At 35.3% G+C, this 15,012-nt stretch carries 13 protein-coding genes; all 13 read right to left on the minus strand.

All coding sequences use genetic code 11. The features are described from left to right. Positions 1-29: 29 nt before the first annotated feature. On the minus strand, positions 30-407 hold the full coding sequence (locus BO18_RS20815; protein ID WP_034449373.1) for an immunity protein YezG family protein: 378 nt from the start codon (positions 405-407) through the stop codon (positions 30-32). 2 nt (positions 408-409) lie between these two features. Next, positions 410-1,099 carry a DNA/RNA non-specific endonuclease gene (locus BO18_RS20820; protein WP_034449375.1) on the minus strand — a complete coding sequence of 230 codons (690 nt, stop codon included), beginning with the start codon at positions 1,097-1,099 and terminating at the stop codon, positions 410-412. Then, positions 1,080-3,851, minus strand: coding sequence for an ATP-binding protein (locus BO18_RS20825; protein ID WP_051689016.1), 2,772 nt, complete (start codon positions 3,849-3,851; stop codon positions 1,080-1,082). Before BO18_RS20825 ends, BO18_RS20820 begins: the two co-directional genes overlap by 20 nt. Positions 3,852-3,854: 3 nt before the next feature. After that, complete coding sequence (locus BO18_RS20830; RefSeq protein WP_034449376.1) at positions 3,855-6,167, minus strand: hypothetical protein; 2,313 nt, start codon at positions 6,165-6,167, stop codon at positions 3,855-3,857. A 30-nt stretch (positions 6,168-6,197) separates the two neighbouring features. Then, complete coding sequence (locus tag BO18_RS20835) at positions 6,198-8,291, minus strand: hypothetical protein (RefSeq protein WP_034449378.1); 2,094 nt, start codon at positions 8,289-8,291, stop codon at positions 6,198-6,200. 15 nt (positions 8,292-8,306) lie between these two features. Next, positions 8,307-8,663: an immunity protein YezG family protein gene (locus BO18_RS20840; RefSeq protein WP_034449379.1), complete on the minus strand. Its 357-nt coding sequence runs from the start codon at positions 8,661-8,663 to the stop codon at positions 8,307-8,309. A 1-nt stretch (position 8,664) separates the two neighbouring features. After that, positions 8,665-9,921 (minus strand): DNA/RNA non-specific endonuclease, encoded by a 1,257-nt coding sequence (locus BO18_RS34460; RefSeq protein WP_051689017.1) that lies wholly within the window; start codon positions 9,919-9,921, stop codon positions 8,665-8,667. After that, entirely contained in the window at positions 9,918-10,181 is a 264-nt protein-coding gene (locus tag BO18_RS20850; protein WP_034449381.1) for a hypothetical protein, read from the minus strand. The genes BO18_RS34460 and BO18_RS20850 overlap by 4 nt, the downstream gene beginning before the upstream one ends. Continuing rightward, a complete protein-coding gene (locus tag BO18_RS20855; RefSeq protein ID WP_034449383.1) occupies positions 10,178-10,468 on the minus strand; it encodes a hypothetical protein in 291 nt (96 codons plus the stop codon). Before BO18_RS20855 ends, BO18_RS20850 begins: the two co-directional genes overlap by 4 nt. A 1-nt stretch (position 10,469) precedes the next feature. After that, positions 10,470-10,721, minus strand: coding sequence for a hypothetical protein (locus BO18_RS20860; RefSeq protein ID WP_034449384.1), 252 nt, complete (start codon positions 10,719-10,721; stop codon positions 10,470-10,472). Positions 10,722-10,725: 4 nt separating this feature from the next. Next, the gene (locus BO18_RS20865; protein WP_034449386.1) at positions 10,726-11,334 is read right to left on the minus strand and encodes a hypothetical protein; all 609 of its coding nucleotides are present in this window, start codon (positions 11,332-11,334) and stop codon (positions 10,726-10,728) included. After that, the gene (locus BO18_RS20870; RefSeq protein WP_034449389.1) at positions 11,331-14,591 is read right to left on the minus strand and encodes an FtsK/SpoIIIE domain-containing protein; all 3,261 of its coding nucleotides are present in this window, start codon (positions 14,589-14,591) and stop codon (positions 11,331-11,333) included. The genes BO18_RS20865 and BO18_RS20870 overlap by 4 nt, the downstream gene beginning before the upstream one ends. Before the next feature lie 262 nt (positions 14,592-14,853). Further along, on the minus strand, positions 14,854-14,979 hold the full coding sequence (locus BO18_RS36020) for a hypothetical protein (protein ID WP_255350971.1): 126 nt from the start codon (positions 14,977-14,979) through the stop codon (positions 14,854-14,856). Between the last annotated feature and the right edge of the window lie 33 nt (positions 14,980-15,012).

Below are 15,012 nucleotides of genomic sequence, written 5' to 3' on the forward strand. Positions count from 1 at the left end.
CCAAGAAAAACAATTGTTTTTCTATGACATTAAACTAAATATCTACTCTTCCAATTTTCTACAAATTTGCAATAATCTTCATCAATATCATTATATAAGAACTCTGATTTAAAGCTTCCATCTGAATCGATTGAAAATGTAAAAACACTCCAACGTTTATCCGCCGCCAATTTCTGACGCTCAGGATATAAAATCTTATCAATCTCAATATATGCCTTTACAATATCGTCTTCTGTAATCTCTTGAAGGTTATAGCAATCGATATATTTGCCCGTCTGATCTTTGACATAATACTTCATTGAATAGCTACCCTCGAGATATTCAGCACGAAATACAACCTTATTCCATGCATCAGGAAGAATGCTGTCTAATAATTCATATAATCTCTGGAAATCAATTTCTCCCATAATTACCTCCCATTCGGGAAAAGCGTTATATTCTTTTCACCATCTATTGTATATGTATATTTTATTTCAGTTGGTCTATATGATAATTTGTCTCCATATATCGGTTCGACCTTAATATCAACTTTATGACCTTCTTTGATTGCGTCAGCAAGATGAGCCTCAAGGTTCTTATATGCACCCTGATTAATTCCTGCATCCTGCGCGACTATGTTTTCCATTCCGTTGGATCCGTCTAATTGGTCACCAATAATGTGACCTCTATCGTCAGTTTCCTTTGCATCACCATGACTGACCGTTTCTTTGGAATCCTTTATTTCAAGTCTGCTTTGATGTGTTTTCAGATGTGCTTCTCCCTCAGCAGAAGTCACTCTTCCTAATTCATCGGTTTTATATTTATATCCGTTTATCTCATACTCGCTATTAGGGATCAGTTCATTGTCGTAACGATAAATCCGTCCAGCATCATCAGTTTGATATACATGTCCATCTCTAAGAAAAGACGAATTCGCCTCAAATTGATGTCCTTCTTCTATGATAGCATTGATCTCAGAGGGCAAGTTGCTTACGGAAGATTCAACCTCGGTACCTTGGGCCATAAGTTCATGAACATCCTGAATAATGCCTTCAGTAATGTTTATTTCTTCAACAGCCGCAATAACCTTTTCAGCTACTTCAGCAATCACTTGGAACATAACTCTTCAACTCCTCTCTTATCTCAGAATAATCCTGAGGATCCAGTTTTCCTGAGCCACCCAGAATACCAAGATAGTAATACAACGCATTCTTTAATTGTCCTGCGGTCAATTCTCCACATTCTTTGGCAATATTTTCCATCATGCTATTGATATATTTACCTTCAGAATCCTTATATACAACCAAACTAATATTGGGATAAAGGGCTTTGAATATTTTAATCAAGTAGGCAGCAGGGTTTCTCTTTCCGCTCTTAAGTTCAAGCATCAAGACCTTGAGGCGCGCAGATAAATTGGATTTCATAACAAGACTTGAATCTATACGAACAAATTCTCCTGATGCCAATATTACTCTTTTAATATGTTCTTTGGCCTCCTTGGACGCATCAGTGATTTTGAGATTGGAATACTCTAATGCTTTCTTTTGAGCCATCTTGAATTCGAACACTTTGCCAAGAACTGGCTCAATCCAATCATTCTGATAAATTGCAGCTACACCGCATTCCAACTTTGCCAATTCATCAATCTGCTGATCATTCAAACCTGCCGCTCTGCCAACCAACTCTCGATCCATTTGATCTGGAAGACGATGGATTATCTTTGTATTGGTATTACGAATTACAGCCATATCCAATAATCCAGGAGCCTGGTCAACAATAACAAACGCTTCACCATATGATCTCATCTCTGCTATGGCGCTTGTTATCATTTCTACAGATTTGCCTGTAATGTTTGCACTCTCACTAGACTGCACCGTTGAAGTTCGCTTCAACAGATTGTGAGCCTCTTCCAATATAGTAATATGCGTTAGTGCATTATTAGACGGCTTGCTGTTTGACATTCTGTATTCTTGCAATTTCATTACAAGAATACCCATAATTAATGAGCGAGTCTCAACAGAGCCAACTCTGCTCAGATCTATAATCACCTTCTTATCAAACAGCTCTGCATCTGGAATCGAATCAGCAGTGAATACTAATCCGTTTAGTCCGTTTGTAAGTGTTTTTACTCTTGTAACAAGCGCACCCGTATAATCACCCTTGCTATCAGACGAGTATTCACTTATGGTCACTACCAATCTAATTTGCTCCAAAAGATCGGTAAAGGTAGGAAAAAGATCGTCAGAAATAGAATTCTCAGAACACTCTATATCCCATCCTGCAGCCTTATACGCGTTAATCATCGCATCCTTCAGTATAGCTGGCATAGCCGCATACATCGGCCAACACACATTAAAAAGTTCAACTAGTCTGTCAATGTGTTCGGAAACCGCTATTTCTTTTGGAAACTCAAAAGGATTAGTGCGAAGCAATTCTGATATTCTTGGATTAGTTCCAAGTACTCTGACATCTGAACAACCACCAAAAACATCCTTATATTCACCTTTGGCAGGTTCTACCACCAAAAATGGGACATTAACTTGATTCAAAAGTTTAAACACAGTGTTGCTTTTTCCAGATCCAGTTGAACCTGTAACAAAAACATGCGAGGTTAGTGAATCACGGACTAGATCTACACTTGCTTCCTCTACACATCTCATATGATAGATATTTCCAAGCCGAATCATTTCATTACTATCTGAATAAATACAGTTGCGACCAAATCTTGCACATTGATACACTGGAAAACCTGAAACTGATTTTTGGGGAAAACTAAGTGAACGCGCTAATTCGATTCCAGAGATTATAGTAGTAGCCGAAACCTTTTCCAAAGCATCATTTTCAAAAAGAGGATGACGGAGTTGTAACAAGAATCCAAATATTTCATTTACTTCCTTATTATATCCTAACCATTTATTGATCGCTGATCTTTCAACAAATGATGCCTTGCCCTGTGTTAGAGACAAAAACATACTAGCTACTTTATCAGTTATAGAATAATCCGAACTGATTACATATGTGGCAAATCTCCATAAACCAAAAGATACAGCCTCTTCCAATCTTTCCATTTGTTGTTCAATCTGATCAATAGTATGTTTAACTTCAAAATTTTCATACGTTTTTGAAGTTGTATCAGAACGCGAAGCACCTGCGAATCCGGCAATACTTGCATTTCCAGTTTTACCATGACTATCTTGGCGAGATGCATATGGGCTAATTTCGTCATAATGCCTATAGAGTTTTTTCTTTTCTTCATCGATGTCTGAGGTTTTTAAAGCTTCGCCCATGATAATTAAGGTATACTCCTCATCCTTAGTTCTGGGACGAATTCCATCTAATAGTTTTTCTAATCCTTGAGTAGAATAATCTTCTGTTGCATTGGTAGCAACGTTAGATACTATAGCAATTGAATTTTTTGAACGCTTGTTTCTTATGTGACTGAAAAGATTATTATCTATACCAGAAACAATATCTCCACAAATCGTACCTGGGAAATTGCCCTGAAGAGAGTCTCTAAGCTTTTCGGCATTCTTAATAGTAATTTCAGAATAACCTTCTGCATTACCAACAGCTAGGCCAACAATGCAATTATTCACACGCCTTCTAACAATCAAAGACACTGTATTTCCGGATCCAGCTAAAACGTGATATACCGTTTCAAGGCAGTCTATCAACTGTTCATCCTCGCATTCGACAAACTGTTTGACCTCAAAACAAGCAACTTGTTCTGTTGTGCGCGCCCCTTTGGGAGCCTTAGCCGGCTTATAATCTTCAGAAATGCGCGGAAGATAATTCCGAAAAACCTTTTCAGAACAAGACTTTATTATTTCATTCTGTTCAACGTCTGTATTTGTGGGTTCTTTCTTTGGCATATATTATTCCTCCATCATAGCAGTAAACTCATTTTGGGGAAGTAAATCTTCAAGTGTTTTTTTAACATTCGTCAAATTATATTGTCTTTGAAATAACTCAGTGATTATATTTTCAAGTTCTTTTATTCTTGTATCAAATTTACTGACTATTATGTGATCAGAACCCAATATTTTTCTAACAGCTATCAATTGCTGCTCAATCCAATTATCTAATTGATTTGAATATGCTCTCATCGGGTCAAATATACACTGTTGATAAAAAAGCCCCCAATGGTCTCCATTAGGTCTTAATTGTTCCTCAAAACCTTTTATATAATAGTTAATTTTCGATTCATCTGACCTATATTTGTATATAATATTCTTGAGTTTTACTTCAATACACGGCTGAATATTAACATCAATAAGATGAGGCTTTTTATCAAAAATAGATTGCAAAGCTGCTTTACCATCATTAGATAAAACATTCTGCTTGCTATTTACGTACGATTCCACATTTTTAATATAGCCAGATGTCATTTCCAATAATTCAGATTGTAGAGCGGCTTTTATTCTATCGATATTACTATCGTACAGATTCTCCTGACAATGCTTTCTCATTTCCTTTGCTAAGTTGTCGACATTGTTTGGTCGGTGTCCTACGCTGTCCCAACATTCTCGAACAGCACAAGGAATACCTGCACAATATTCGTCTAAAGCAGGTTTAAACTGCAATCTAACAGTTTCAAAGGCAGAGTCGAAATCCGGTTTCTGTTTTTTACTAATACTTACAAGCATATCAGAACGAATTGCATTTTGTTCTTTTTCTCTATCGAGTCGTATTTGTTTCAATTCCTTATCAAATTGCATGCTGTAATTCTTAAGTTCCTTAACCAGTTTGTTAATCGAATCAATCAAATACAATTGTCCGTTAGCACACTTCTTGTAATTTGCAAATTGAGTAGCATAATGGTTTAATTCAAACTCAAACGAAGGTATTCCACTTGCACATAACAATTTACTAGCACCAGATTTATCTGATTGATAATCAACTTGAACTCGCGGAATAATATTATCCTGTGATGGATTAGTCTTAATAAATTCATTTACATCCGCATTTTCTTCCGTGCTATCATCTTTTATAGCTCCGAGCGCATAGTCTGGTGAAACATACAAAATTGTAGGATTATCTATTCTCTCACGCACATTGTCCGGAATATCATTTTTGATTTCTGATGGAAATAACTCGTCAGATTCAGAAAGAATTATGATACTATATGGTCTAGCAAAACCTGCTCCCAATTCGTCAATTAATCTTTTCAAATCAAACAGTTCATCAAAAAAGAGAACATCTCGAGTAACTAAAATAACTGGTAATGCATTTGTTTGGCGTAAAACAACATCATCATAGACAATTTTGAAATCTTCTTTCTCATCAAGAAAACGTACTGTAGTGTCAATAAAGGAAAATGAGTAATTAGTTGTGTTAAGCAAAGACTCACGAAACGGGATAAATACAGAAACGCAGCCTTCAAATTCTTCAGAAATAACCGTTTCAGAAAACCCATTAAAAATTCTTTGTAAAACAGTATGCATGATTTCTTTTTCGTCAGCACAGCTATCACATTCCAAAAACAATGCTGATATCATTTTATCATTAGGTTTTGTAGGAATCTTTACAGAATACTTATTTCCTTCGATTGTTATCACGTAAAGCTCTTTTTTATAATTGAATATGATCCTGTATTCCTTGTCATTTCTAACTACAACACTTATACCATTTGATTGATTTGGAATAACCTCCACACCTATAAAAGCATTTAACAAATTAGTTTTTCCAACATCTCTTAGCCCAATAAGACATACCGGGATTTCTGGTTTAACAACATCCTTATACCTGATATATAAATCCATAATCCCATTATCATAAGGATAGTTAACAAAATAATATTTAAAGTCATTTTCAACCTTTGAAAAAGCCTTCTTTAACCTTTCCAATGCTATAGCAGAAGATAAATATACCTCTGCGTGAGTACATGTAATTCTTTTCGCATTGGATTCTCTACAAGCAAATACTGTATTTTGAAGTGTCTCAAAGTCTTCCGCAGTACCTCTAAACACGATTTCCAAGAATTCCGTAGTATTAATATACTTGTTAATTAACACGAGAATTCTACTTATATCATTTTCAAAAACAATCTCAGAATTCTGATATTCCATGAAACAAGACTCAGCTTGAAGTTCACACCATTCAGAAACATGCTCTTCATCTATAGGAATAGCTACTCTAAAGTGTATCCTATTAGAATATGGATTATATGTAATCTCAAATCGCTTCATAAATCACTCCACAAGATAATAATTGAATCGTTAATCTATGTCCGGATATTCATTATCCTTTTTGGTGTGAACTGTAATAACTATCTTAGCATCATGACAAAACACATCTCCTTTTTTAAAATCAGATTTGCCGTTGATTGTAACACTTTCAACTGACCCTTCTTCAAAAATCAAACCCAATGCATCGTCGTTTCTCTTAAATTCAATATTATCAAATCCAAGTTTTTCAAAAGCCAACTTTACTTCTTGGTATTTTTTTCCAATTAAAAACTCTGCTCCATAATTCAGTTGATACGCCTTACCATAATAATTTAAGACTATTGTGGCACCTCTAGGAACAAAGCATTCACCCGAATCGTAATCAATCTCATTTATGTTAATTGATATAACCTTGTTATTATTGCTAATAGTTGAATTGCTTTTTTCGTAAAGGACAACATCAAATCCCATCTCGTAAAGTTTTTCATACAAATCATCCGCTGACAGCAAATGCCAATCCTGAAGCAATGGAGTCAAATCAACTCTGTCTACACTAAAATAGTAGACTACTATTTCAGAATCCACTGAATAATCTTCATTGTATTTGAATGAATTGCTTCCATCCACCGAAATATCTGTTACTACGCCACCTTTTTGTATTCCTGAAGGAACTGGTTTCGTATATACATTCCTAAACCCAGCATCTGTCAATTCTTCAACAACATCAAGGTAATAGTTACCCCTCGATTCTTCCAAACTGGCAGGCATTCTTGTATGAGTCTTCATATAACGATAACGCGCAATTGCAGCTGAACATACTATAACTACACAAATCGAAAAAATAATCGCAGATATTATCGCCACAGTGAAAAAAAGACGTTTCTTGACGATAAATCTATTATGTTCATTTACTGCTCCATCTAAATCCTTTATCATCAAGTTCGGAATAGCCCAATTATATTGAGAGCACAATAATATGTTACCTTTCTGTTTTTCTACATTATCCAAGAACAGTTTATGTCTCTCTTTAGTTGAATCTTTAACCGACTCACTTAAAATCTTATCTATCTTTAGCATTTCCTCATAACATAAGTACTTGCTTTTCGTATAGTTGGGACTAATACACCTCAGCACCGGCACATTCCATCCGCGTTTCTTAAAGTCATTTATTAACGAGTCACACTTATCACACAATGCAACAATAGTAGCAATTTGACTCGAATCAGTTAGCCACATATTGCATACATTCACTAACTTGTGATCCAATTCAACTATTTCTCGTAACAAGACACTTTTTTCTGATAACTCTTGTCTATAAGCGGCAATTACATTCCTGACTTTACTAGTATCTTTGTTCTTGAGTGTATCAACGTTAATACCACGCGTTCTGCACTCTAAAATTCTAGGTTCAATCTCATCAACCAAAGTCAAGGCCTGATTTAACATGGCTTCGTCTGTTCTACCAGCACCGTCTAAAATTTGACTTATTTTTTTATCTATAGAACAAGTCTTATCCCAATACTCATTATTAACCTTCTTGGTTCGAGAATTATTAATAATATTCCTGATTCTTCCCGTATCAACGTTTTTCACCTTTGAGAAATCGATTCTTCTCATCTTACATTCACTGATATTTTTATCCAGTTCATCAAGCAAGGAGAAAATGTAATTACATTCTTCCTCATTATAAGAAGACATTTTAAGACAGGATTCGGTAATCATTCTGTCAAGTTGAAGTGTCTTGTTCAGGAAACAGTTATTGTCAAAGCTAAGCTTAATTGAGTCCAAGAACTGATCAATGTTTGAAATATTAATGTGCGGTAATGCTATCTTCTCAGCATTCAAAAAAGCAATATTCTTTTTCTGCCTATCACACAACATCACAGCATCATTTAATTGATTTAAATCTAATGGTTGGATTTTGCTGTATTCACTTAGCAATCCATCAATATAAATTATGGATTCCTTAGCGAACAGAACATCATAAGGTTCAATCAATTCAGGAGAAAAGGCATTATTTACAAAACTATCAGTTAAAGACGTGATGTACTTATCTTTTTCAGCTCGTCTTATTTCATCTGATGAAAGCAGTTCAACCAACCTACTTGTTGCTTTATTTATGTAATTCGAATAATCGGAAGTCATTATTATTCCCTGCCCTTACTTCAAATACTGCTCACCCCATGTTTTCAGATAATTGCTTGTGTCATCAATATTGCTTGTATAGTCTGCTTTAGCATCAAAAGAACCATCTGAATCAATAATAAGTGTCAATGCTTTCCATTGAATCTCATTATTGTTAATCAAAGAAATCAAATTCACAATCTTATTCAACATTACATCATCTGGTATGCCTAACTCATAACAATCCTTAATGATTCCATCATGACTTTTAACATAATATTTTATTTCGCAACTTTCGCTCCAACTTAAACAGTGCAAAATGATTCTCTCCCAATCATCGGGCAATGTATCAGCTATGGTGTCATATAATCCTTGGTAGTTGATCTCAATCATTCTACTTACCATCCTTGCTTTCGTTATTAAAATACCGCATTTTTCTAACTCCATCTATAGTATATGATATTGCCACACCTGTAGGTCTCCTGGAATCACCTTTATATATGGGCGAAAAAGATACAAATACTTCCTTCCCGGATTCCAATTCAGAAGCCAAAAAGTTCTCGAAAGCATTATACTCACCTCTATTAATATTCACATCTTGAGGGAAAGCATTAAGTATACTGTCCGGGCCATAAAATCGATGCCCAATTATATGACCTCTGTCATCTCCATCTTTTTCATCACCTTGACCTATCTCGTTTAATGTAGAATCCCAATCCCTTTTTGGGGTTTCTTTGGCCAATCTTAACTTGCCTGATGCGCTAATGGGTCTACCTAAATGATCTGTTGTAAAAATGTAACCATTTTTCCTAAAAGAACTGTTAGGAATAAGTCCATTATCATTTCTAAAAATCTTACCGTCATCATCCAAATCTTTTTTTTCATGTTGAATATCTCTTGAAGGAGCATTCTTGAATTTAGAACTAAGGTATGCTAAATCGTTTAGATTTCCAGAGCCCCCTTCTCTTTTAACTGCTTCAAAAGCAGGATTAACCTTCAAATGAATGCCGACATACTCATTCAGAGAGCGTTCAGCCATAGACAGTTTTGAAATTGCGTGCGACGTATTTTTTCTAACAGAAACAACGGCACTATTGTATTCCTTTTTGTTATTTTCCACGCGCGATTTAAAGTTGTTAAGTTTCGAGATTCTATTCGTAATAGAAGAAAGAACAGCAGCTAATTCTCTTTCAACTGCGTGACATCTGACAAGACGACTTTCCCAGGAATCGAGATCAAGATACGCCTTAGCAAGAAGCCGTTCAAGCTTTGCCATTTTAATTTTCAACGCTGAATAATCCGGATTGGGAATTTCATGCAAATCCCCATTAAGATATATAGTAAAAGTTTCACTTATAGTTTCTAGTTTTGATTTAGTATTATCCAAATCTTTTTCATTTTTACAAATATACGATTTTGTTTCTTCTATCTTAGTTTCATATTCAGTTATCTTATTCTCGATTATTGATTCAGCTTTAACAAGCTGTCCCTTTTTTTCTTCCAAATTCTTGATTTCGTCGCCAATGGAATTAACTAGATTATCAAAATCAGACATAGCTGCTATAGCCACCGAAGAATAATCAGCAACTCGTTGGACAGTTACAAAATAAGTCTTAAGCGAATCCATTGTAATCCTGGCAAAAGTATTCATAATGCTTTCACCTCTCTTAACACGCTATCAGCTTTCGAAATTAATTCCTGGTTATTAAATGATGCATTCGCAACATCATTGGTAGAATCGTATATCTTCGATATAACTTCACTTGATGATTTAATACTCTTATTATATTCCACAAATGAATCGTGCACAGCATCATCCCACATACCCTTATGATTCTGAAGCAGATCTGCACTCATATTACGGTATTCCAAAGACACCTTTTCAATTTGTGAAATATCAATAGATTTCATTCACTATACCTGCATCCGGAATATGTTTCTAAGCACTCTTTTAGTTTTGTAATATACTTAAGCACTTCTGAAATGTTTTCTATCGTTTTCTTTGACACTTCAGAACACGTTATTGTAGTCTGACTGGCCTTTTCAAATTGATTACCAGATAAAAATCCATCACAATTTCTCAACGCGAACAACATACTGTCTGCTGAAACTCCCAAGTTGTTACTTATATTGATTAATTTGCTTTCTAATTCACATAGAGTCTCATAATCTATGCACATATCGTAGGATGTTCCCATATTAACTCCTCAATTCATTAACTCTTTCTTGATAAATGCTTATATAATCACTTTCCAGTTTCAACGTTTTATCTAGATCACTGCATATCTGACGAACACCTTCACTGAACGGCTGAAACTGGGGATCATTCCATTCTTTTCCATAATCAAGTAGTTTAAGCACATCTTTAGCATCCTTTTGAATGCTAGAACAATAGGTGCACATTGAATCTATTAATGTCTGAGCCACCGCAGCGTCGAAACGAACATCCATATGCTTAACTCAACTCCTTAATCTTCTGATCGAGATATGTAACATATTCTCCAAAAACCTTTAATGCTTCTAAAGTATTCATAAAAAGCTCGTCAATAAATTCCGCAAAATCATTGTATTGAGTGTCTTGCCATATAGCGGCTATATCGTTCTTTCCTTGGACTATATTTTTCATGTTATGGAACACCAATTCACTGTAACTGTTTAGTCCGTTAGAAACCTCTATCATCTCGGAAAGCTGAAACAGTACTTTAGCAGAATCCACATTTATGCTGGCTCTGTTAACAGTATGTTTATTGGGAAGAGATGCACTTTCAGACAACCCTTCATAGCGCAAAACTTTATTTTGATATTCAACTATCTGATTCTGTATTTCATTAAGTTGTAATGACGCTTCATATATTTCATCACGAAGTCGAATTAATGCAGAAGTCATTTTTTCATACTGGCTGCCCTTATTTGACGCACTATATCGTGTCACCAGATTGGTAATATTCTCCGTGGCCTGGCAGACATTCTGAAGAGATTCATCCATTGCTGTAATTACTTCAGCCAGTTGCAATGGATTTCCCTTAATATATACGTCTGCTATATTCATATACAGTTTTTTCAAGGACTCACCTCCATTAACGAATCAATAGACCCCACTTCATTCTGGTTCGACATATCATAAATTAATGGTCTCATTTTACTGACATGTTTTTTGTTGATACATACTGCTAAAGTTTCACTTCCAGTTTCAGGAGTAATATTTTTCAACATCTCTCTAACATAAAATTGATTGTCGACAAAACCAGCATACTGGGTTGGATTAAAGAGAATGACCTTATTAACATCTGTAGGTCTCATATTGCGCCACAATCCAGGATCACCCTTGATCGCCAATACAATATTTATATTGTATCTATATCCGTCTTTTACAAGTTTAATTAAGGCATCTTGTATTTTTTCTTTGAATGAAGTCGTTTTAGAATCAAAACCAGTAGCCTCAAGAATACTAAAATCGAACTTGGCATTGCTTTGACTTCCAGCCGAATTAGCTGTTTCTTCCAGATAATCATTTGAAATAAACTGCTGTATTCCGAATAGATCGTTGACAATTAAACAAATACTTTCAAAAGCCGGGTTTTCATCCTCATCGCTTTTCTGAACTAATTCCAAACGGTTATTGTATTCAACATAGATTTGCTTAACTATATTGGCAAACTCATTAAGGGTATGGCTATCGACCCAAGGGAGTTCACGTTTTGCCAAGCCACACAAATATGCAAATGGATGTTGATTAATCCCGCCATCATATTGGCTCTTAATGCGATCTGCGTTAAACAAATGAATATGAACCTTCTGTCTAGCCAAAGATAATGCAATTGATGTGCAAAGTGAAGAAGCGATTTCCTTATCATCACCCAGCAACAACAATGAAGAATTTTCATATGGCGAAAACTCGATTTTCAATGGGCTCATTCTATAAGAGTCTTCTCCAACTAATGCGTCATATGATATTTGCTTTGACGATAGACAAACCATTTCCTGCAAATATGTATGCTCTCCGGTTTGTAAGAAATCTGTAACCGCTAACCTCTTCTTAGAGCCTATGACCATTGGTTTGAGATATGAATAATCAGGATATCGATTCTTTATATCAACAAAGAGTTGATTATTCATGTCGTCTGGTGAAGCATAAGCCATCTTCACTTTCTTGATTGTATCTTTGCCCCAACTGACATACGCTTCACCTGTAGATAAGACAGATATTTCATTTTTACGTTGAATAAAGGATTCATCAAATCCTGATTCTCTCGGCATACTGTCCGCCACTCTGAAACAGATTCTGCCTGTTGCACTAGGCAAAAATGCTTCCTTTAACATATAAGATTTACCTTCAGACAAATTCTGGGCAACCATAATGAAATGCATGCCTACTGATCTCATTCTCACAGAAATAGATGAGATCATTCTCTGAAGTTCGGCAGCATTTTCATCACGGAATATCTCCTGAACCTCATCGATCATGATAACTATTCGAGGAAGTCGATTTTTTTCTTCAACAAGCGAATTGTAATCAATTATGTTGTCTACCATATGCCTGTTTATGAGTTTATTCCTGTATTCCATCTCATCAAATATCATTTGGAAAAGGCATAATGCATCATCAATTTTATTGTTCTCAGCAACAACTCGAACATGTGGAATCTGAGATTTTCTATATTTTGAAGATGCGCCACCATATTTGAAATCCAAAAGCCAGAATTGAAGATCAGCAGGTGAATACTGCAAACAGCCGTTAATAACTACACTATGGAAGAAAGAAGATTTGCCTGAACCACTCTGGCCTATAACCATATATCCGATACATTGACCATCAACTGATCCTTTATCGTCTTTACAACTAAGAGGTATTTCTACGATAGTATTGCCTGACTTACCTATAGGAATTCTAAATATACTTGCTCTAGGATCTTTTACATCCGTTTTGGATGTTTCAGATACTGAAACATATTGTTTCTCAAGATTGGTGATTTTTTGCGCTAATTCAGTCGAACGTCTTTGAACGAACCCGTTTACTTCATCAACAATATGTATAACTTCAACTGATTCTCCATCGTATACAAACTTCTTATCTGAATATTCAAGTCTTATTTCACAGTTATTCTTTATCGACTTAATCAAAAAGTCCGCACCTTCACTTAAACTCCTAGCACTTGAGGAACTATCATCAATAATTAGAAACCGTATTCCGCTTACATGTCCTGCATCATTCGGCCTGGTAAGCGCATTGATATTGTCAAGAATTGATGATGTGGCATGACCACCCTGATCAAGCAATCCATCACGTAAAACAATCAGAGTAAATGGATCTGAACTATCAATAGCATGTATTGAATAGAGATCCGGATATTCATAAGAAGTTTTTTTCAGAATATCATCCGTAATTATGCGTGTTACTTCATTTAATTCCGAAAGTGAAGTGTAATTAAATAAAGATATAGTTTTCTTTGTACGTTCACTATAGTTACCCTCTTTGATAATATTACTCAATCGTTGGTTTAGTATATTGGGATTTCGATCAAAAATCAGAACATTAGCCATGCCTATCGGGAAGGATTCCAAGAATTTAAATACATAAGCTAAAACAAAATAATCCAATTCTTTATCAAGTGTTTGCTCAAAATTAGTCTCAACAAGCACATTCCCTTGGCTGCGTATATGCACATCAAAATAACTGTATTCCACCTTCACGCCCAATGCCGATAAAAGCTCACAAGGTTTGACACTACTTACTTTTCTTGCTAAAGGCATACTATCGGGCAATTCAACACACACCTTATTCGGCCATTCAGAATGCAATTCTAAAGAATCTATTCCCGCGATTATTTCTTTTGCCTGACTAGTAATGTGATCTTTTTTTGCCAAATTATTATTCATCTCATTGTCAAGCAAATATATAAAAACACCAATAATGGCTTGCTCAGAATCGATGCATACATTGTATTTATCAAAAAAAGTATTCCTTAATGTTTCAAATTCTTTTTGGCTATTCTGTAGATGTTCTGAAGCGCGTTTATATGAAACATCCTTGTTGTTCTCAGCAAATACAAACAATGCCTCCTTGAATTTAGAAATACTTTCGGCATACCTCACCCCAGATTCTGTAAGAGAGTGCAAATCAAAGAAACACTGAGAATTATCTGCGTTCAAACACTTAATAACTGGCTCAACGGTTCTCATGATTTCGGACAAACAATCATGAGTCGATAAAAAACCAACGCGAGATTTCAAAGACATTATATCCTTGATACATATTTCTAACGTGTTTAAGTACTTTCTATTATCTAAGTATTCCGCGTTGAGTTTTTCTATGCTTTCCATGTTTCCTTTTCCTAAAATGCATTAGCAATATATATATATGCTTGTCTCAATCAGTATCGCCCTTTACAAATCGAAAAATCTACAATCCATCAAAAGCAAACAGAATTTCATGTATAGGATTATTATATTTTTTCAGTATGTCGATTGAGTTTTCTCATTGTTAACAATAATTGAAAAGTTTAAATTTGATATTCAATGGTTCTTTGCATCACTCACAAGGAAATTTCACTCCAAGAACTGCAAACCTTGAAAAATCGGAAAACTATTCTTTCTCTTCCTTCCGCTCCCCCTCACCGGAACTCACCATATGCCTTCCATACTTCTCGGCATCCTCTTTGATTTTCTTCTTCTCTTCTTCTGTGAATATGTACTTCTTGTCGTCTTCCATCGCTTACTCCCTTAAATCAGAAGGCCAGTTCAG

It is taken from the genome of Butyrivibrio sp. AE2032, assembly GCF_000702965.1.

Bases quoted from the DNA above. Each gene is read 5' to 3' on its own strand.
- BO18_RS20840 (WP_034449379.1), bottom strand. From the start codon at position 8,663: ATGATTGAGATCAACTACCAAGGATTATATGACACCATAGCTGATACA.
- BO18_RS20870 (WP_034449389.1), bottom strand. From the start codon at position 14,591: ATGGAAAGCATAGAAAAACTCAACGCGGAATACTTAGATAATAGAAAG.
- BO18_RS36020 (WP_255350971.1), bottom strand. From the start codon at position 14,979: ATGGAAGACGACAAGAAGTACATATTCACAGAAGAAGAGAAGAAGAAA.
- BO18_RS20855 (WP_034449383.1), bottom strand. From the start codon at position 10,468: ATGGGAACATCCTACGATATGTGCATAGATTATGAGACTCTATGTGAA.
- BO18_RS34460 (WP_051689017.1), bottom strand. From the start codon at position 9,921: ATGAATACTTTTGCCAGGATTACAATGGATTCGCTTAAGACTTATTTT.
- BO18_RS20815 (WP_034449373.1), bottom strand. From the start codon at position 407: ATGGGAGAAATTGATTTCCAGAGATTATATGAATTATTAGACAGCATT.
- BO18_RS20825 (WP_051689016.1), bottom strand. From the start codon at position 3,851: ATGCCAAAGAAAGAACCCACAAATACAGACGTTGAACAGAATGAAATA.
- BO18_RS20835 (WP_034449378.1), bottom strand. From the start codon at position 8,291: ATGACTTCCGATTATTCGAATTACATAAATAAAGCAACAAGTAGGTTG.
- BO18_RS20830 (WP_034449376.1), bottom strand. From the start codon at position 6,167: ATGAAGCGATTTGAGATTACATATAATCCATATTCTAATAGGATACAC.
- BO18_RS20860 (WP_034449384.1), bottom strand. From the start codon at position 10,721: ATGGATGTTCGTTTCGACGCTGCGGTGGCTCAGACATTAATAGATTCA.
- BO18_RS20850 (WP_034449381.1), bottom strand. From the start codon at position 10,181: ATGAAATCTATTGATATTTCACAAATTGAAAAGGTGTCTTTGGAATAC.
- BO18_RS20820 (WP_034449375.1), bottom strand. From the start codon at position 1,099: ATGTTCCAAGTGATTGCTGAAGTAGCTGAAAAGGTTATTGCGGCTGTT.